This window comes from Methanosarcina sp. Kolksee (assembly GCF_000969945.1).
In the GTDB taxonomy this organism is placed as follows: domain Archaea; phylum Halobacteriota; class Methanosarcinia; order Methanosarcinales; family Methanosarcinaceae; genus Methanosarcina; species Methanosarcina vacuolata.
Genome location: NZ_CP009524.1, coordinates 3,253,577 through 3,272,211, shown reverse-complemented (window position 1 = coordinate 3,272,211; position 18,635 = coordinate 3,253,577). Strand labels below are relative to the sequence as shown.

General features: G+C 39.7%; 17 protein-coding genes and 2 pseudogenes. 12 read left to right on the top strand and 7 right to left on the bottom strand.

Annotated features, from left to right (window positions below; translation table 11 throughout):
* Window positions 1-3 precede the first annotated feature (3 nt).
* Together MSKOL_RS13505 and MSKOL_RS13500 are read right to left on the bottom strand one after the other, a co-directional pair.
* Window positions 4-591, bottom strand: coding sequence for a TetR/AcrR family transcriptional regulator (locus MSKOL_RS13505; RefSeq protein WP_048157058.1), 588 nt, complete (start codon window positions 589-591; stop codon window positions 4-6).
* Between the two features lie 254 nt (window positions 592-845).
* The gene (locus MSKOL_RS13500) at window positions 846-1,484 is read right to left on the bottom strand and encodes a TetR/AcrR family transcriptional regulator (protein ID WP_048157055.1); all 639 of its coding nucleotides are present in this window, start codon (window positions 1,482-1,484) and stop codon (window positions 846-848) included.
* A 285-nt stretch (window positions 1,485-1,769) separates the two neighbouring features.
* Between MSKOL_RS13500 and MSKOL_RS13495 the strand changes: the two genes are divergently transcribed.
* From MSKOL_RS13495 to MSKOL_RS13475, 5 genes and pseudogenes are all read left to right on the top strand, one after another.
* Complete coding sequence (locus tag MSKOL_RS13495) at window positions 1,770-2,918, top strand: hypothetical protein (protein ID WP_048157053.1); 1,149 nt, start codon at window positions 1,770-1,772, stop codon at window positions 2,916-2,918.
* Window positions 2,919-2,943: 25 nt separating this feature from the next.
* A complete protein-coding gene (locus MSKOL_RS13490; protein ID WP_048158370.1) occupies window positions 2,944-4,113 on the top strand; it encodes an ABC transporter permease in 1,170 nt (389 codons plus the stop codon).
* A 141-nt stretch (window positions 4,114-4,254) separates the two neighbouring features.
* The gene (locus MSKOL_RS13485) at window positions 4,255-5,424 is read left to right on the top strand and encodes an ABC transporter permease (protein ID WP_048157044.1); all 1,170 of its coding nucleotides are present in this window, start codon (window positions 4,255-4,257) and stop codon (window positions 5,422-5,424) included.
* Between the two features lie 769 nt (window positions 5,425-6,193).
* Window positions 6,194-6,376, top strand: a pseudogene (locus MSKOL_RS21155) (YkvA family protein); the annotation flags it as partial.
* Between the two features lie 345 nt (window positions 6,377-6,721).
* The gene (locus MSKOL_RS13475) at window positions 6,722-7,132 is read left to right on the top strand and encodes a DUF3303 domain-containing protein (protein WP_048157041.1); all 411 of its coding nucleotides are present in this window, start codon (window positions 6,722-6,724) and stop codon (window positions 7,130-7,132) included.
* 238 nt (window positions 7,133-7,370) lie between these two features.
* Here MSKOL_RS13475 and MSKOL_RS13470 read toward each other — a convergent pair whose 3' ends face one another.
* Window positions 7,371-7,907 carry a GNAT family N-acetyltransferase gene (locus MSKOL_RS13470; RefSeq protein WP_048157038.1) on the bottom strand — a complete coding sequence of 179 codons (537 nt, stop codon included), beginning with the start codon at window positions 7,905-7,907 and terminating at the stop codon, window positions 7,371-7,373.
* A 233-nt stretch (window positions 7,908-8,140) separates the two neighbouring features.
* Here MSKOL_RS13470 and MSKOL_RS13465 point away from each other — a divergent pair, with 233 nt between their 5' ends.
* The gene (locus tag MSKOL_RS13465) at window positions 8,141-9,055 is read left to right on the top strand and encodes a DUF2156 domain-containing protein (RefSeq protein WP_048157037.1); all 915 of its coding nucleotides are present in this window, start codon (window positions 8,141-8,143) and stop codon (window positions 9,053-9,055) included.
* A 657-nt stretch (window positions 9,056-9,712) separates the two neighbouring features.
* Here the strand turns inward: MSKOL_RS13465 and MSKOL_RS13460 are convergent.
* The 3 genes from MSKOL_RS13460 to MSKOL_RS13450 all read right to left on the bottom strand — a co-directional run bounded on the left by MSKOL_RS13460 (window position 9,713) and on the right by MSKOL_RS13450 (window position 13,714).
* Complete coding sequence (locus tag MSKOL_RS13460; RefSeq protein ID WP_048157034.1) at window positions 9,713-9,988, bottom strand: hypothetical protein; 276 nt, start codon at window positions 9,986-9,988, stop codon at window positions 9,713-9,715.
* A 78-nt stretch (window positions 9,989-10,066) separates the two neighbouring features.
* A complete protein-coding gene (locus MSKOL_RS13455; protein ID WP_048157032.1) occupies window positions 10,067-10,732 on the bottom strand; it encodes a hypothetical protein in 666 nt (221 codons plus the stop codon).
* 747 nt (window positions 10,733-11,479) lie between these two features.
* Window positions 11,480-13,714, bottom strand: a complete 2,235-nt coding sequence (locus MSKOL_RS13450) for a lectin like domain-containing protein (protein WP_231592244.1) — start codon at window positions 13,712-13,714, stop codon at window positions 11,480-11,482.
* A 508-nt stretch (window positions 13,715-14,222) separates the two neighbouring features.
* Here MSKOL_RS13450 and MSKOL_RS13445 point away from each other — a divergent pair.
* The 5 genes and pseudogenes from MSKOL_RS13445 to MSKOL_RS20375 all read left to right on the top strand — a co-directional run bounded on the left by MSKOL_RS13445 (window position 14,223) and on the right by MSKOL_RS20375 (window position 16,467).
* Window positions 14,223-14,565 (top strand): annotated as a pseudogene (locus MSKOL_RS13445) (ferritin family protein).
* Window positions 14,558-15,013 (top strand): DNA polymerase ligase N-terminal domain-containing protein, encoded by a 456-nt coding sequence (locus tag MSKOL_RS13440; protein WP_048157029.1) that lies wholly within the window; start codon window positions 14,558-14,560, stop codon window positions 15,011-15,013. The pseudogene MSKOL_RS13445 and the gene MSKOL_RS13440 overlap by 8 nt, the downstream one beginning before the upstream one ends.
* A gap of 101 nt (window positions 15,014-15,114) precedes the next feature.
* A complete protein-coding gene (locus MSKOL_RS13435; protein ID WP_048124048.1) occupies window positions 15,115-15,486 on the top strand; it encodes an STAS-like domain-containing protein in 372 nt (123 codons plus the stop codon).
* Window positions 15,479-16,120 (top strand): PIN domain-containing protein, encoded by a 642-nt coding sequence (locus tag MSKOL_RS13430; protein WP_048157026.1) that lies wholly within the window; start codon window positions 15,479-15,481, stop codon window positions 16,118-16,120. Before MSKOL_RS13435 ends, MSKOL_RS13430 begins: the two co-directional genes overlap by 8 nt.
* Window positions 16,121-16,293: 173 nt before the next feature.
* Entirely contained in the window at window positions 16,294-16,467 is a 174-nt protein-coding gene (locus tag MSKOL_RS20375; RefSeq protein ID WP_156151095.1) for a hypothetical protein, read from the top strand.
* On the opposite strand, the gene MSKOL_RS13425 is transcribed toward MSKOL_RS20375, so the two are convergent.
* On the bottom strand, window positions 16,424-17,608 hold the full coding sequence (locus MSKOL_RS13425) for a DUF2117 family protein (RefSeq protein ID WP_048158368.1): 1,185 nt from the start codon (window positions 17,606-17,608) through the stop codon (window positions 16,424-16,426). The two genes, MSKOL_RS20375 and MSKOL_RS13425, sit on opposite strands and share 44 nt — an antisense overlap.
* Before the next feature lie 319 nt (window positions 17,609-17,927).
* Between MSKOL_RS13425 and MSKOL_RS13420 the strand changes: the two genes are divergently transcribed.
* Entirely contained in the window at window positions 17,928-18,620 is a 693-nt protein-coding gene (locus MSKOL_RS13420; protein WP_048157022.1) for a metal-dependent hydrolase, read from the top strand.
* Window positions 18,621-18,635 lie beyond the last annotated feature (15 nt).

Genomic DNA, 18,635 nt, shown 5'->3' with positions numbered 1-18,635 from the left:
TAATTATTTTTTTAATTGATCCATCTCCTTTTGTTTTATTTGTTGTATACGCAGGAGATCCTCACCCATTTCCAGAAGCAGCGCCTCAGCAGCCTGGTCATCAATCCAGGAAGGCAGATTACCGGTTGCGGTCATGACTGAGATCCCCGTTTGAAATATCCGCATTTTTAAAAGCAGGCGCTTGCGTTCATCATATGTCAAACCACGCAGGTTTTCGTCTTCAGCCAGTGCTTCAACCATAGTATCCTGAAAGGTTTCGTACGAAGCCACGTATGGATTTTTCTGCATTACCATTTCACGAAACAAGACTGGGTACTCTCGCGCAAACACCAAACTGGCTTTCCCTATATTTTCGAAAAGGTCCGAACCTTCTTGTTTTTTCAGCAATTCCTCCGAAAGGGCAAAAACACGCTCGATCACAGCTTTAATCAAATCCTCAATTGTTTCGAAATTGATATAGATCGGCGCAACAGAGCTATGAAGACGTTTTGCTACGCTGCGAGCGGTGATGCCGGCAAAGCCTTCTTCTTTTGCGATGGCAAAACCGGCCTCTACAATAGCTTCTCTGTCAAATTTTGTTTTGGGTGGCATACAGATCTTTCTCAAAATATCCTTTGTTATATAACATATGTTATTTTTATATCATAAAAAGATATTTATCATCAAAAATATAGGATGTTAACAAAAAACTGATCCATGAAGTTGTCTGATACTTTCTGTGATGTTTGCACTGTCGCTCATTTAGACTGTCACACACTTGGACTGTCACACATTTCCACTGTCACACATTTCCACTGTCACGCATTTCCACTGTCGACTCTGGTTGGTGTGTACCTGGGATAAACTCACGCTCCTTTTTGATAACCCCAGATCTTCAAAGATAGGTCAACCATCAGATCAGTCAGGTTTTCCTCGTTTATGAGAGGTGTGCTGTAGAGGTAGATCATACTGAAGAGGAGAATGCTTTTTACCGTGATCCCCCAGTACACAAAAACTGCCAGAGGATCTTTATCATTTATCTCAACGCCACTGAAACTGCAAAAAAATTCGGATGCGGCTTTGTAGTCTTTGACATCCATCTTTTTGATTTCGTCCACTATTTCACTATCGCTCAGTGTGGCCATGGTCAACGCTTTTATCAAAGGACTGTTATCTTTGTAGAATTGCTGCATATTTTTTATAACATCCCTCATGTAACCCGGGAAATCATTAAAATCAATAGTTTCTGGCTGTTTTATCCTTAATAACTTATCCATGTATCTATAACTGATCTCCTTAAGGATGTCATACTTGCCTTCCGGGAAATACTTATAGATCAGTCCTATACTCACACCGGCAGCCTCAGTTATGTCCCGGATAGTCACGTTTTCATAACCTTTTGTTTCAATCAGCATGCACATGGCATCCTGGATGGAGATGATTTTTGCTTTTTTATCCCGTTTTGTGCTATTTCGATCTTCTTGAACAGTTTTTTTGTCCTGCATCGGATATCTCCTAAGTGAACAATATTCAAAACTTCTATAAATAAATTGTATGCATTAATTCATAAGTGAACAACGTTCATAAATTGGTATTAATAAGTTGTATGCAGTAATGCCATAAGTGAACAATGTTCAAAAATCTTTATTAATAAGTTGTATGCATAAAAGATTAATAGAATTTTATACAAAGTCCAGAAATAATTCAATGTCTCTAATTGAAACGCAGTTAAACGATTTTTATAAAAATATATTTTAATAATTGTTATCACAGAACCGGGGTAAAAGACAATGAAAGCTGCACTTTTCTTACTTACTTTTTACCTTATATCCGTTTTTCCGGCCTCTGCATCCGAGAATTCTCACACTGAAGAAACGAGTACAGCCCACATAGCCGACCTTTATAGCGATCTTGAGTCCTTTGATGTAACCCTCTACTCGGACAAGCCAGAAGACAACTTGAATCTTGAGGTGCTTCTTGTCAGACCCATGGGAACAAATGAGAAAACACTTGACAGACAGGTATTTTCAATAGATAGCATTCCTGTAAATAAACAGGTAATAAAGGTTGGTTTCTGGAATGCAGGAAGTTCCGAACGCGGAGCTTATAAGATAAAGGCCAGGCTTCTTGAAGGAAACGAAGTTCTTTCAGAGTCTGAATATAATTTTGCTTACGGCACCAATTCTGCGTCAAGGCTTCAGGTCAATGACCTGGTTGCTAACTCCCAGGGAATCAGTGTTGCACTCTCTCCAAAAGAAGCCTCACTTTTTGATATCGAATATATGCTTGTAAATGGTTCGGATGTCGTTTATGCAACAAAAGCTGAAAAATTATCACTTACCAGCGTTCCGGATATTTTTTCCGCTCCCTGGGGTACACTTCTTGAAAACAATAAAGAGTATGCTGGAAGAGTAAAGATTCAGGTTTATTCTCCTGATAAAGAGGTTATAAGCTCAGCCGAGCGATTTACTGCCAGAGATGATGCAGAGATTACCGATATCTACAAAGATGAAACCGGAGCAAGTGCAACTGTTTATGGGCGTTCTCAGGTGCCTTTTGAAGGAAAACTGGTTTTTTCTGTATACAAACTGAAAGCAAATTCTGAAAAAGGGAACTCCAGTCTTGTTGAATCTGTCCAGCAAAGGGTTCCAGTGTTGCTGAATAACGACGACGAAACAGTTGAAGTGGCCTGGAGCCACAGGCTTCCTGAAGGGATATACAGGCTTGAGATCGAGCTTCTGGGAAACGACGGTGACGTTACTGAGCACAGGGAAACAGTCATCGAATCCGATCTATCTCAGAATTCCAGTGTTAGTCTGGTAAATAATACTACTTCAGAAAACGAGACTTCAGATGATAATGGACTCCCAGGTTTTTCTGCAGCAGCATTAGTTTCAGGGCTTGCAACGGTTTTTATCTTTTTCAGGAATAAAATTTGAAACCAGATTAAAGGCTGTGAGTCCCATGCGTTATGAACTCTTTATCGCGCTCAGGCAGATTCGGGCAAGAAAATTCCAGACAATTCTTTCAGTTGTAGCTATAGCTCTTGCCGTGATGGTACTAACCGTTTCCCAGGCTCTTATGGTTGGTTTCACTGGCGAACTCTATAGTACTACGGTAAATAAGCTTCCTCATGTCTCGGTATCTCCGCAAGAAGGTGAAGACTATATTTACCTCTATAGAAACCTTATTGACGATATCGACAAAATCCAGGGTGTTTCGGCAGTTTCTCCTTTTCTTACGGGAAAAGCTTCCTTCAGGTTCAAGACAAATTCCTTTAATGCCGAGCTGAAAGGCGTTCTCCCTCTACAGGAAAACAATATCAGTGCTATTGAAGCTGATATGGTTAAAGGGGATTTCAGGGAGCTTGAATATTCCAGAAATACAGTGGTAATCGGCTTGAAACTGGCAGATAAGCTTGAGGTTAATCCCGGAGACTCGGTTGATGTATCTTTTCCCAATGCAAACCCTCTGTCCCTGAGAGTAGTTGGGATCTTCAATACTGGCTCGCCTCTGGACGAGTCCCTTACTTATACATCTCTGGATACCGCCCAGAATTTCTACGATGTTCCGGATGTGATTAACGGTCTTTCTGTCAGGCTTGAAGATTTTAACAGGGACAGGGAAATTGCTGCTAAGATAGAAAAGACCGGTTATAAGGCAAAAGGCTGGACCGAAACCAATCCTGAAATCCTCAGGACGATTGCCATTGAGAGCACTTCCAACAATGTAGTCCTTGGTCTGATTGTAGTTATTGCTTCTTTTGGAGTTGTTAGCGCTCTTAATCTTTCAGTTATCGGCGCTACAAACCAGATTGGCATGCTTAGAGCTATGGGAGCTACAGTTTCCAGTATCAGGACAATTTTTGTACTTCAAAGCGGCATTCTGGGTCTGCTAGGTGCACTTATCGGGACACTTACAGGAGTTGCAATTTCTCTGGGATTAGGCCAGTACGAAATGCCATCTGCTTCTTCAGAACTTTACGGTGGCATGGCAACTATTCCCATCATAGTCCGAACCGGAGATATTCTGGTCATTATTATTGCAGTTTTTCTGCTGAACCTTATTGCCGGGATTTACCCTGCCCAGCAGGCAGCTAAACTCGATCCAGTGAAGGCTATCAGTTCAAAGTAAATACAGATTTCAGATTATTCCCTGTCTTGTTCAGATTAAATTATGTTATAAATTATTTTAACAGATTGGATATTCTGGAAATTATGAGATTCCCTGCTGACCAAGAACCCTAAGATGTATCATCTCCAGGAGCTAATTCATATGTATGAATTGAAAATCGCATTAAGGCAAGTTTTTTCCAGAAGAAGGCAAACTTTTTTTGCCATACTTGCAGTTGCCCTTGCCGTAGCCGTAATTACTGTGATGATGGCAATGCTTTCAGGCTTTCAAGGAGAGCTTATAAAGTCCAGCACTGAGAACAGTCCCCATATTGTTATCAATCCTCAGGATGAAAAAGACGGGTTCATTCATCTTTACAAATACAATTCGGCCCTGATTTTTGAAAAAGAAGGAGTTATAGCGGTTTCTCCAAAATATCTGGGTCAGGCAGCTCTGGAATATAAGGATAATGCAGAAGGTATTTCACTTCAGGGGGTTGAACCTGAGGTTGAAGATAAGGTTATGCGAGTAAGCAGGGACATAGTAGAAGGGAGCTTTCTATCGCTTACCCATACAAGGCACGGAATAATACTTGGTGATAAGCTTGCGGAAAATCTTGGAGTTCAGCCTGGGGACCGGGTAGATGCAGTGTTTCCGGGCTCAAAAACAACTTCTTTCAAGGTTATAGGTCTGATACATACAGGAACTGAGGCAGATGAAGTAACGGCCTATTCAAGGCTGGACTCGGTGCAGGATTTTTTCAATGAACCGGGTGTTGTAAGTACAATAGGGATCAGGGTCGCAGACCCGTACCAAGCTGACGTTATAGCGGGCTCAATTGAAAGGGAAACCGAGCTTAACGCAGTAAGCTGGATAGAAGCAAATGCAGAAATCCTTAATCTTCTAAACACTCAGAAGGTTTTCGTAAACGTTTTTTACGTCCTTATTTACGGGATTGCAGGGTTCGGGATTGCAAACACACTTATCACCATTGTTGCCCAGCGAACCAGAGAAATAGGCATCTTAAAAGCTATGGGAGCCTCTCAAAAAAGTATAATGATTGTCTTTCTTTTCCAGTCTGTAATTCTTGGAGCTATTGGGCTGGTTTTGGGTACTATTCTGGGTTATATTGCAACCATTACTCTACAGAGTTATAAAATCGCAGTCCCTCAGGAGATGTATTTCGGGCTCCAGACACTTCCTCTTGAAGTCGAACCTCTCAACTTCGTATATGCTGCTTTCTTTGCTTTCATAATCAACATAATCTCAGGTATTTACCCTGCAAGGAAAGCTGCAAAGCTTGACCCTGTAACAGCCATAGAAAGTGCTTGATACAATCACTTTTTCCGGGTGTAAAAAAGCTGTTTGCTCTTGGTTTTAGCGTATAATTTGTTTATGAATTTAAGATTGTTCGCCTAGCAGTCCCCTAGCAGTCGCCTAATATTGACATAGTAGTCACCTAGTAGTTACCTAGCAGTCATCCAATAAAATTTGAGAAATTGCGCATTTAAACTAAAATCGAGTAATAGAGTCGTAAAAGTAGCTAATGGTTAGCCATCAAAAAAATTTCAGTGTAAAATTTATTCCTTCCAACAATCTCTTCAATTTTTGGAGGCATTTTCCTCGAGATTATTAATCTTGTATGGAAAATGGTCGTTGCTTTTACGACGCTCTCATTTATTTTTAAACTAACTATTTATCTGAATTTCGTCTCCGAAAGTTGTACTTTCTTATCTATAAGGTCAGTTTAAAAAATATAAAAATATTACTATAGTAACTCACTTAGACGAAGATTCCTTACATTCCTAAACGAAGATTCCTTACACTCCTGAATCCCAAAAAAAGAGTGTGCCATAGAATGCACCTGCTTCGAAGTTGTAGAGTCCTCTTTTAAAATACTCGTAAGGTTAGACTTGTTCGCTTTTATTCAATATTCGCTGATCAGAGTATTGTTTTTACAGACTACTGAATATACATATTAAATAATACAGATAATTATTTATAAACAATCAGTTCTGTATTTATATTAGTTATGTTGAAACTAAAAGAAATAAAGAATAATGCAAAAAAGTACATAGAACTATGTAAACTTATATATGTAGATCCTCGAACTCCCAAAACTGCAAAAATACTATTATGGATTGCCATAGGCTATGCTTTATCACCAATAGATTTAATACCGGATTTCATACCTGTAATTGGTTATCTTGATGATATGATAGTCGTCCCTGTGCTTTTGTACATTGCAATTAGATCAGTACCTAAAGATGTGTATATCGAAAATTATGTTCAGATTTTAAGAAAGTAAATCGTTATCCAGAAAACACGGTGTTTTTTAGATTTTCATTTCTTAAAATTCTGTTCAGGCTCTATTAAGGTTCAATTCAGGCACAAGATTGTAAAATTTCTTAATATTTTAACTCGAGACAGCTTGAGCTTTAGCTAACAAATAAAAAGCCTTTTTCGGATCTGTTTTGCTGAACATTTATTCCTAAAAGTATATGCCCATCTGAAGAGAAACAATACTTAACTTTACCAGATGTATTTTTGAAGTCGATTCGAATTTAGTAGAACAGGATTTCTATTAAATGGGATTCAAACCACGTTTTAATATTAGGGGTATGAGGAAATGTTACTCATGGATATAATAACCTGGGAGCCTAAAGACTCACTGAAAGTTGCGGAATTCTATGCAAATTATGAATACCCGAAGGGCATAAAAGTAATCGACGAGTGGACTGACCTTACTGGCTATCGCACGTTTATAATTTATGAAACTGAAGATGAAAAAACATACGCTGCTTCCGTGTTTCCTTTCATAGGGCTGTGCAAATTCGAAACGTTTCCTGTTATGAAACTGGATAAGTTTATGCAGCTTGCCCAAAAACTTGCCGAGAAAACCGGAGGAAATAGTCCAGGTGCTGAGCAGGAAGAAGGAGGAAAAGTCTCAAAAGAACTTTTTCAGCAAATAGATAACCTTGAAAAGAGAATTGAACGCCTTGAACACCATTCTTTTGTTCAACAGGAAGATATAACCTAAAAACTTAGATCGGTCATGAAGATCTAGATCCAACTCCAAAATTTAATCCAACCTAAAAACTTAGTTCAACCTAAAAACCTAGTTCAACCTAAAAACCTAGTTCAACCTAAAAACCTAGTTCAACCTAAAAAACTTAGTTCAACCTAAAGACCCGGCTACAACGTAAAGCCCTGGTCCCAATGAAAAAACCGTGATCTGAAAGCGTATTTTAGTCCGGTTGAGAATTTTTACCTCAAATTTATTTTTCAAGCGCGCTTTCAAATTTTTCCTCGTCCATACGGTAGATCTGCCACCCAGCGGCAGGGCTTCCTCCAAGATATTCATAGAATTCCCTTGCAGGGTTCCAGTCAAGAACTGCCCATTCCATTCTTCCGCAATTTCTTTCTTTTGCAAGCTTTACACAGTGGAGAAACATTGCTTTTCCAATCCCTTTTTTCCTGAACTCGGGTCTTACAAATATATCCTCTATATAGAGCCCCGGTTTTCCTCGAAAAGTAGAAAAATTGTGAAAAAAGACAGTAAACCCGGCTGGAACCCCGGCCAGTTCTGCAAAGAAAACTTCAGCATAGGGTCTTTTTCCAAACATAGCCTCTGCCAGGGATTCTTCTGTAGCTGTGACAAGGTGGGAAAGGTTTTCAAACCTGGCAATGCCTTTGACGAACTTAAGAATCAGGGGAACATCCTCGATTTCTGCGGCGCGGATTTTCAACCCGGGTTTTACTCCATCCTCTGCGGGATTTATGTCATCTCTTGTAAATTTTTTACACACTGGCATTTTTTGATTCCTTTATTGAATCGATAGATATAGATAATTTCATAGGTTTAATGAAACAGAATTTATGAAACTGAACTTAGAAAATTGAACTTATGAAACTGAACTTATGAAACTGAATATTAGACTAAGTTTATTTGAATCCACTCCTAATGTATGTAATTTTTGCTAGCCTGATATATCCAACAAAAATAAGTATGAAGCAATAAGTATGAAGCCAAAAAGTCTTGTTTAAAATGCTTGATAAAAAAGATTTCAAACCGGTCACGCTTGCAGATCGGGCTTTTTTCGAGAACCATTACGCACTCTACCCGCAAACCCACAGCGACAACACTTTCACGAGCATAATCTGCTGGAACCATTTCATGCATTACAGGTATGCATACGTGAGAGGGAACGTAATTCTTGTATGCACTGCCGCAGGAGTGACACGCTTACACCCGCCTATAGGTCCCCATGATCCTGAACTCATGCGGGAAGTAATACGGCTGGCGCTGGACATGGGTGACAATAATAAGCCCCTTATGCTCATTGAACCTGAGACTGCAAAATTGATGAAGAAAATCGATCCTGATCTTCTTTTTGTTCCAGATCTGAACCATTTTGAGTATGTGTACAGGGCTCACGACCTTGCTGAGCTTCCTGGAAAGAAATATCTTAAGATCCGCAACCAGATTAACAAATTTCGGAAGAATTACCAGTACTCGGTCGAGCCGATAACCCCAGAAAACCAAAAAGAGATAATGGAGTTCCTGGTGAGGTGGTGTGAGAGCAAAAACTGCGAAGATAATTTCATTCTTGCCCACGAGATAGAGGCTATCTTTTATGCGATCGAGCACTTGACCGAGTTACGCTTGCGAGGCCTTTTGATAAGGGTCGGTTTACAGGTAAGTGCCATCTCTCTTTTTGAGCGCCTCGATAGTAATACGGCGATAATCCATTTTGAGAAAGGGCTTCCGGAGTATGATGGAATATACAAGGTAATCAATGCCGAAACTGCAGCGGTTCTTGCCAGTGAGGTGGAATACATCAATAGGGAAAGCGATCTTGGCGTCAGTGGACTTCGAGAGGCTAAGCTGAGATATCATCCGCACCACATGGTAGAGGTTTATTCGCTCAAACGACGAACAGGTTTTCCATTTGTCACGTGAATATGCACTCTAATAAATGTCTGCACTCTAATACATGCCGACATGTGAACTACCCTTAAGATAAACAGGTTGTCCGACAATTCAATAACGGAATCCATTTACTTTTTGAACTTAAAAAGGATCAGTCTATTAAAGCTTAATCTACGTGATTTTTATGTGATTATAATTCAAGATTCTTTAAAAGATACATTCCTACGTTTGTGCCGATTTACCTTTTATTATCTAAATTTTTAAAAAATAAATATATTAAGATAATAATAAAAATCGTTGTGTATATTTCAGGGATTCCTAATTCAGTGAAACTCTTGAATAGTAATGTAGGAGACATGGTATTTTCCAAATTTTTTATAAATTAAATATAAAACAGACTCAGTACCAAAATCCAGTGATAAACGTGAAATTGAAAATCACTAGATTTTATAATTGGTTATAATCCATTAAATACGTCCTCTCGATGGAAGTCTTTCGATATCAAATATTGAGTTTGATTGAAGAACGAATTCTTCCTGCAAGTTCATGATTTCAATCGAAAAATACAAAAATCACTAGATTTTGGACCAGAGTCATAAAACACATATAAAAATAATAACAAATATAACATCGATTACAGGGGTTCAAAATTAAGTTATGACGCTGGAACTTATTGTTTACATGCTTTTAAAATTGTTTTAAATAATTATAAAATTTTGCACAGGCTCCGTATAGGAAAATTAAAACTAATTGTTCAGTTGTTCTTGCAAAAACTCCAGGTCCTTGCGAGCCAATACAATTAATTTTTTCCTTGCTTTTTTTTGTTTGAGGGTATTCTTCAAAAAGAAATCTTATACCAGGCTTTGCTAAATGTTTGTGACCAATAATTGTATTTTTCAAGTTTGTGTTTTCTGTTTCAAGCAAATCAAGGAGATATATAGAGTTAAAGTTGCGCTGGCTCACCCCCCAGCAAGCTAGCGGGGTATTCAACTGGAATAAGTTGTTTTTAAAAATCGTAGGGTTGTGAATAAATATATAAAATTAATAGAAGGTGTCTTTAAACACCTCCTCATTTTTAGCCTCTGCAATTGTTTTCAAAGCTTCAAGCTGTTCCTGTTCAGAATCTATATAATGAACGTCATATCCGAGCCTGCCAAGCTGCCGGATATACTCTGTTGGAAATGCGGGCTCTATCGTTACAGCATGGGTAATCACATATCGATCGCCGACAACGGTTCGTAGCAGGCTTCGCCCATATCTATCGTCCAATTCTTCAGTCTTAGGTTTTAGAGCAGTAATATCATCTATCATCCTTCCTATGGCCTGAAAGTCAAATGCGGGACCCCAGCATGTGAGTGTAAAACACTGTGCTATGCGATCGGCTCCGATTTTCCTTGCCAGACCAACTGATGTATATTTACGAATATTATTACCTTCCTGCATGTTAGGCGCAAAGAACATTTCATTCTGGTTTGGCCAAAAGAAATCCGAGATATTCTTTGAGAACAGCTCATGAATCACTTCGTCAAACAGCCAACGCGGCATGATAGACCATGCAACTCGCTTCATGTTATCGGTAACTATCACTGGTTTGCCTTTGATTAGCTCTAGCTCGGGATATTCTCCCAATATTTGTTGCTCAATATCATCGAACATATTATCCATGACTTTCAAGGGTTCGTCTTTGATTAGCTCTATCTCGGACATCCTTTCAAGAATCTCTGCTCAATATTTTAGAATATATTTAGCTAAGTTAGCTAATTTTATAATAAAAATAAATATCTTTAATCTTATATACAAATAACACAATAATTAAAAACCGGCTTATAATATCGATATTGTGGTTCAAAAACATGACAGAGAGGTTTTATTAAATTTGCTGAAAATGCTTTAAATGCAAAATAATGGACTAAAATTGGTTATTTAATCAAAAAATTATATTTAATGACTTAAAATTTCACCATGGAATTCCACTGAATATAAAATTAAATAATAAGAGCTTAATTAATATATATATATTAAAATAACATTTAATAAGTTTTATTTTTTCAATTTTCATAAATATATAACTATTAATTATGTTTTGGAGCTATAAATAGAGCTTTTTGCGTTATTGCACAATCAAAAATCTTCTTTAAGAATATTCATATTCTAAAAATCCATGAAATATGTTATAAATTGCTTTAAGAAACTTTTTCTACAAAATAAATTTTATAGTTCAATATTGCTGAAAAATAAGGCATTTTGTGCAATATGACAAAATAAAAGGAGGCTCTTCGTTGTTTTGTGTGGATATCCTCATAATGTCTTCATAAAAACCAATGCGGTCTTGAATTGAAAATCGTCTTATCCACAGGGAATGACGAAGAGTCATTTTTTCTTTTTTCCTTCTCTTTTTCGGTTTTAATTTTTTTTCTTTTTTCTATTCCTTTCCATTTATTATCGCGGTAACCATTAATTCCCTGAACCTTCCCGCCAGAGCTGTATCAGTTCTTTAAGCCTTTCGTCCGTGAGTTCTGCTCCGGTTTCAGGGATTTGTATGCCACTGCGATAGATATGGATAGCTTCCTGCAGCTCTTCGGTGCTTATATTTTCCCCTTCCCGGGAATCCGAGCTATCCCAGGGATTCCATGCGAGGACTGTCCAGTTCCAGCTCCGTGCAATTTTTTCGTCTCCTGTTCTGGCAATTGCTGTGACATTATAAAAGCCTGGAGAGCGAATGGTCTCCGTGTATGAGCTATCCTTAACGCTGGATTCGGAACCTTTACTTTCTCCGTTAAGGTACCAGCTTATATCGCAGGCATAATTTGTACTGATACTGAATTCCTGTTTCTCTCCTTTGTAGGTTGTTACATTCTCTACGGGGCTGGCTGAGTTGATTGAAAGGGGGACCACTTTTATATAAGCGATTTTAGTTTCGGTGTCAGATCCGTTACTGTTACCGATAGTCAGAGAAATATCATAATTCCCATAAGACCCGTAGGTATATATCGGGTTCCGGGCTGTTGAGTCGATTTTCCCATCTCCGTTTAGATCCCACTTCCAGTAAAGGGCATTACTGGAAAGGTCTGTGAACTGGACTGTAAGAGGATACATTCCTGTTGTGACGTTTGAAGAAAAGTCAGCTTCAAGGGGCGCACTGGTTGTGAAAGCTTTAATGCAGAGGTTTGCTTCCGAATTGCTTGATATGTCTTCCCAAGTGACTCCATTAGGGCTCACATAACTTTCTCCGGCATTGGCCTGGGCTTTGCTGCTGTAACGGGCTACAGGTTGTTCGGCTGCAAGAGGCCCTGAAGCTGAAGGATTAGCGAATCTTATAACTATTGAAAATCTCTCTCCGGCATGTACTGGAACTGCCGAATTCAGCACATGTGTATGGTATCCTGGGAAAGAGTATCTGCCGCTTTCCTGTACAAGGTACCCCTGTCCAGAATTCACAGGCCCGGAAACAGGATTTTTATATATGTATATCTCGTAAGCTGTATTAAGGTCCGTAGTATAGAATCCTATGGCCTTGAGGGTTTCGTCCCTTTCAGAGGAGAAAACATTGCCGCCCCAGGCAACAAGGCTTCCTTCATATTCTTTTGATACTGTCCATCCAAGAGGGTCATACTGGTAGACGTGGTCATAATTGTTCTGACTTTCAGATGTGAACACGGCGTTTTCATTGTATCCGAGTTTTGTGTCATAGTAGGAAATATAAAAGTACCCTTCCTCTCCCCAGGTGTCGCCCCAGCTATTTTTCACTATAAAAGCCCCGTTTCCTGGAGGGATCTGCGTAAAGTAATTCCTGTCAAAAGAATCATTCCAGCCCACAATGGCTACAGCATGATTGACAGACAGGCTTCCTGGGTATCGATAAGCATAGTTTCTTTGCTGATAATATCCGGAGTTCCAGTATATTGTGGTGTATACAGCTCCGTACTCCAGAATTGCATTCTTGATAACCTCGTTATCCAGGGATTCTGTCCGGTCGGGCAGGAAAAGTGCCTCTTGAACATGTTTCTGTACAGAAAGCCCTGTGGGTGAATAAGAAGATGAATCATCATAAGGATCCTCAGATTCATTTACAGGCCCGCTCCAGCGAGAAAGGTATGCTGTTGATATGAATGCATTGCCACCGTCATCAGTAGTAAGATCAAATCCCTGCGAGTAGTTCTTTGAGACGAGGTTTTTCATGTTGTTTTCGGAAAAGTCATAGCTTTTTCCTTCTGTTCCCAGGAGGTAAGATTCAAGGGAAGCAATACTTGAAAAAGCCCAGCAGCTTCCATCCTTTCCCTGGTTCTTTACTGATGTTACTTTTCCCTCCTTGCGCAGGTCATAAACAGCCGGAAGGTCTGACCCTGAAGCTCCCAGTAAAAGTCTTCCTTCAGAACTTGCAAGTTCTGACAGGTCTACAGGTGAGGGTTTATACCCTGTATTTGAAAGCTGTCCGTAATTGCCCACAAAAGAAAAAGCTTCAATTGAGTCAGTCTGCTGGTCTTCCAGAAAATCGGGGTTCATGGGGGCTGTTTTGATTACGGGTTCAACCACTGAATCAGCAGAAGGTGTGAAGTTTTGCAGCGTTTCAGGTTCTTCGGTATTTCCGGCGGCAAACCCCAGGCTGCCTGGCAGGCACAAAATCAAAACCATAAACACAAGCAGAAAAGATTTTATTTTTTTAAGCAGGGAATGTTTTATTCTTTTCAAGATCTTTAGCCTCGGTGAGATCGTTTCCTGGCGAGCCTGTATCAGCTTTTTTGGAGCTTGCCGGAATATATATCTTTATCATTATTTTGCAATTGACTTCTAAAACTATTTATGAGATTTGTCTATAAGTTCTTTTCCAACTGAGTATAATTTTTTAGTATATTTTATGAACTATTTTTTCTTCACAAAAGCTAAATATCGATTGCAAACTATCAAATTAATCTCATCTTATCCTTACTAAAAACATATTAATTAGTATAAATAATTACAATGTTATATTTAGTTCTCTATTTAGTTTCACTTATCTAATTTTAATTTCATTCATTTAATTTTTACAAACTACTTTATTGAGGCTGTAATTTCCGATAGAAAGAAACATTATTTTTATCCGTCCACACTTTATATGGACACTTTATATGGAAACTTCATATGGAAACTTCATATGGAAACTTCATATGGAAACTTCATATGGAAACTTCATATGGAAACTTTAAGGAAGGGCAGAAACCTGCTTTCGGAAGCATTTGTAATCCTTGAAAAAACCAGACCCGAAGACCTTGATAAAGAGATCCTTAGAGCTGCCATAATTGCTGAACTGAGTGCTATCAACATTTATGAGCAAATGGCAAATCTGGCAAAAAGCGAAGAAATTCGTAAAGTTCTGCTTGACATTGCTTGACATTGCTTGACATTGCCAGAGAAGAAAAATCCATGTAGCGATATTTGAAACCGTACTCCTGCAAACTGATACTGAGTTTTTGAAAATTTATTCGGACTATGCTCTGGCCAGGAGCAGAAATAAGCTTGAAATCCGTTTGAAACCATATTTTCTATTGATCCTCCATGCTTGACGAATATGAGAAGAAAAGACACTTTCAAAAGACTCCTGAACCGCTGACCAGTGATTTTAAACAAATCTCCGACAAACCGATTTTTGTGGTTCAGCGACATGATGCGCGTAAGCTTCACTATGATTTTCGCCTGGAAATGGATGGAGTTTTGAAAAGCTGGGCTATGCCAAAGGAGCCCCCGAAGGAGGCAGGCATCAGACGGCTTGCTATCGAGACTGAAGACCATCCGCTGGCATATGCCGATTTTGAGGGAGAAATCCCGGCAGGGGAGTACGGAGCCGGCAAGGTTGAGATATGGGATAAGGGAACTTTTGAGCTTTTGAAACGTGAGGAAAAGGAAATTGTAGTGGCACTTGAAGGAGAAGAATTGAAAGGGATTTATGTTTTAATACGGACAAAGTACGGAAAAGGCGAAAAGGGCTGGCTCTTCTTTAAAAAGGCCAGCTAAAAGCAGACTTTAACTTAATATTTCTGAACACGAAGCCTGTGTCTCAAGAGTGAAACATGGGTCAGACCCTGATCTTTTTAAATCATTGTGAGTATAAGCATATGGGGATACTTACGGAAGAAAGAGTAAAGATCAATGTTTTTGAAACTGCCGGGGAAAACTGCTGCGTTGCCGCCTGTGACGGACAGAAAGTTTATGAGATTATTAAGGCTGCGCTCTGTGAAAATAAGAAAATCGAACTCTCTTTTGCATACGTGAATGAGCTTACGCCTACCTTTTTGAATTCGGCAATAGGGCAGCTTTATGGCTGTTTTCCTGCAGAGCAGATTGAGAGCAACCTCTTATTCATGGATATCTCCGAAGAAGATGAGATCATCCTTAAGAGAGTAATCGAGCGGGCGAAAACCTATTTTGAACATGCGTATACCTGCAGAAAGGCGCTGAAAGATGTACTTGGAGGAGAAGATGCATAAGAGCGTTCACCAAGCAACTGTTTTTCCGGTTAGGCGCCGCCCAAGGCTTCGCGCCGGAGGGCCAAGACCCGCAAAACCTGCTCCTGTAAAGGTACATTCCATAGAGAAATATGATTTTCCAGAAGGCAAAAAATATTTCTTTGACACCAACATCTGGTTGTATATCTATGGCCCAATCGGCTGGCCTGACCAGCGGTCGGACGCCTATTCAAAGGCTTTGAAAGAAATAATGAATTCCGACGGCACGATCTATATAAACTGCATGATAATTTCAGAATTCATAAACACCTTCGCCAGAATCGAGTTCAAGCAGCAGACCGAATTTACGAGGTTCAAGGAATTTCGAAATTCTCTGCCCTTCAGGGCAATCGCTCAGGATATAGCTTACAATGTAAGAAAAATTCTCAAAAGTACCCTTGCGTGCGACCCCGAAATGGAAGCTATAGACCTTCCTGAAATCATGGACATGTTCGAGCAGGGAAAATACGATTTCAACGACCTTCTCTTTGCCCAGATCTGCCGAGCAAAAAATATGGTTTTCGTAACCCATGACAAAGATTTCAGCGAACTCGGAGTCGAGATTCTGACCGCAAATGAGAGACTGGTGGATGTGGGGAGAGGGGGGAGAGAATAAGTCAGCTTTTAGTTTCTATGTCCAGACAGGCGATAGATTCTGCTATGCGAATTCTGGAGTCTATCCCTAACCTTATTGAGAATGAGAATTACTCACAAGCTTTTGAAAAAGTCTAAAAAGCCAAAAAACTTGCGGAAAAAGTAAAAGCGCCGGCTCTTATTCACTGGTCACTGATGGTAAAGGGTGAAACTCTTGATGCCGCCGGCAGGCTTGAGGAAGCTATAGAGACTTTTGAGAACGCTCTGGAGTTATCCGTATATTTGTTTTTAGAAGCTCAGAAAACTTTCTGCGATGCCGGACTTCTCAATATTCAAAAACAGCTTCAATCAAGGGCTCGGCAAGTTTAATCACATCTTCTTTAAAAGCGTATATATCTCCTAAAACCGCAGAGTTTTCTCCCCCTAGAAGTTCCTGCTTCAGTTTTTTACCCAAAATGTCATCGTTTCCCGCTGCCAGCCTGAGCACAATAGAACCTGGAAAAATGGCCGTTTGGCAAGCAAGCCTGTCACAATCTCCATCCGTGATCCCGAGAATGGGGATTCCAAGCCTGGAGAGAATGTCACCTGCTATTGTTGTGGTGTCATCTCCCACGGTAACTACAAGTTCGGCATCAACAGCCAGTTCAAAAGTATCTTCTGCAGCATGGTCTATAAGTACGACTCTTCCTGCGGCTGGCCTGGAAGGAAAAACCGATACTCTGCCGCACACGTTAGGTTTCCGGGCTTGCAGGGGAGAGAAATTGCTTCTTCTCAGGCCGCCGCTTTTTACCCAGGCTTTTGCAAGGTCAACAGGGTCTCTTTTTTCATAATTATGAAGTTTTTCGAGCCCATGCTCTTTTATTTCTCCCCCTTCGATTGCGACAATAAAGCCGTTTTCTGAAATTATGCTTACTCTGGAAGAAAAGGCTTTTCCAATCACGATTCCGTTTACCAGAATATTTTCTCCTGGAAAAACGCCTGAAAGCTTGCGTATAACCTGGATTTTGCCTGTTGCCGGGCACTTTTCTACAAGAACAGAATTTTGAACTCTCGAACTTTGAAGGGGCAAAGGACTTTCCACAGGAAGCCCCAGGATTTCAGAAAGCTTCTCAAGATATTCTCCGTATTCTCCTGCTTTTTTATTAAGAGGTATCAGAATTCCATCGGTACTTTCCGGGCTTTCGATCTGGATAAGAGGTTTTATCTCCGGCTCTCTAAGCCGGGCAGTAACCATTTCTCCAAATGCCTTCCCGGTTTCAATGGTTTTTCCTCGGTTCAGGAGGCATACAAGGTCTGATGGTTCGAAAAGCGATTCAATGCAGACACTTGGCTTCTGGTGCTGACTTATGTCTATAATGTTTTCAAGTCCGGCATCAAGGACAGCTACTTTTCCCATTGTTCCGCCAAGCCTCACCTCGACTTTGCCCACACAGGAAAATTTTTCAAAAACTCTTTTAGCCTCTCCCGAATCAATCACTTCGGGACCATGAATTACCAGACCGATTTTCATTTTCCCTCCGTTTGACAGAAGAAGCATATTAACATGATCCTCAGTACAATTCTTTATTTTTCCTTTATCTTTGCTTTATCTTTGCTTTATCTTTGCTTTATCTTTCATTCTCTATTGTTACTATTTCATGGCCAGTCAAGAATTATCGAAAATTAAATTATTGATTGCGAAAATACTGATAGCTAAATTACTCACTGATAGTTAAATTTTAAATTACTTACTGATAGCTAAATTACTCACTATAGCTAAATTACTGACAACTTAATTTCTTGACAACATTTAATTATTTTAATAAAAGTAATACTTTTGAGGCAAAAAGATGGCTGGCGTAATGATTACCTGGCTCGGGCATTCGGCTTTTTTGTTCGAAGCTGATAAGAAATTGTTGATCGATCCTTTTATTTCAGGGAACCCACTGGCTCCGTGCAGCCCTGAAGAACTGAACCCCGATATAATAGCTGTGACTCACGGACACCGCGATCACCTTGGAGATACAATCGAAATCGGAAAACGGGTTGGATGCCGGATAATCTCCGTTCATGAGGTTGCAAACTATATCAAATCAAAAGGAGTTTTTGCAGAGGGTATGGGCAAGGGAGGTACAGTGAATGTAGAAGGCATGAAGCTGACCATGACCGAAGCGCTCCATTCCTCTTCAATCGATGCCTCGGGTTTTAGTTTCGATGGTGGCTCCCCGGCAGGTTTCATTATACGAATCAACGGACATTCCATCTACCACGCCGGAGACACTGGGGTTTTCGGGGACATGAAACTCATAGGTGAACTCTATGAACCTGAACTGGCCCTCCTGCCCATAGGCGACAAATTTACAATGGGCATAAAAGAAGCTACAAAAGCCGTAGAACTAATTCAGCCCAAAATTGTAATTCCTATGCACTATAGCACATTTGACGTAATAAAACAGGACCCTGAAGAGTTTAAAAGAGCAGTTGAGGCAAAAGTCGACACAAAAGTCATTATCATGAAACCCGGAGAATCAATAAAGCTTTAATTTAATCTTTGATTT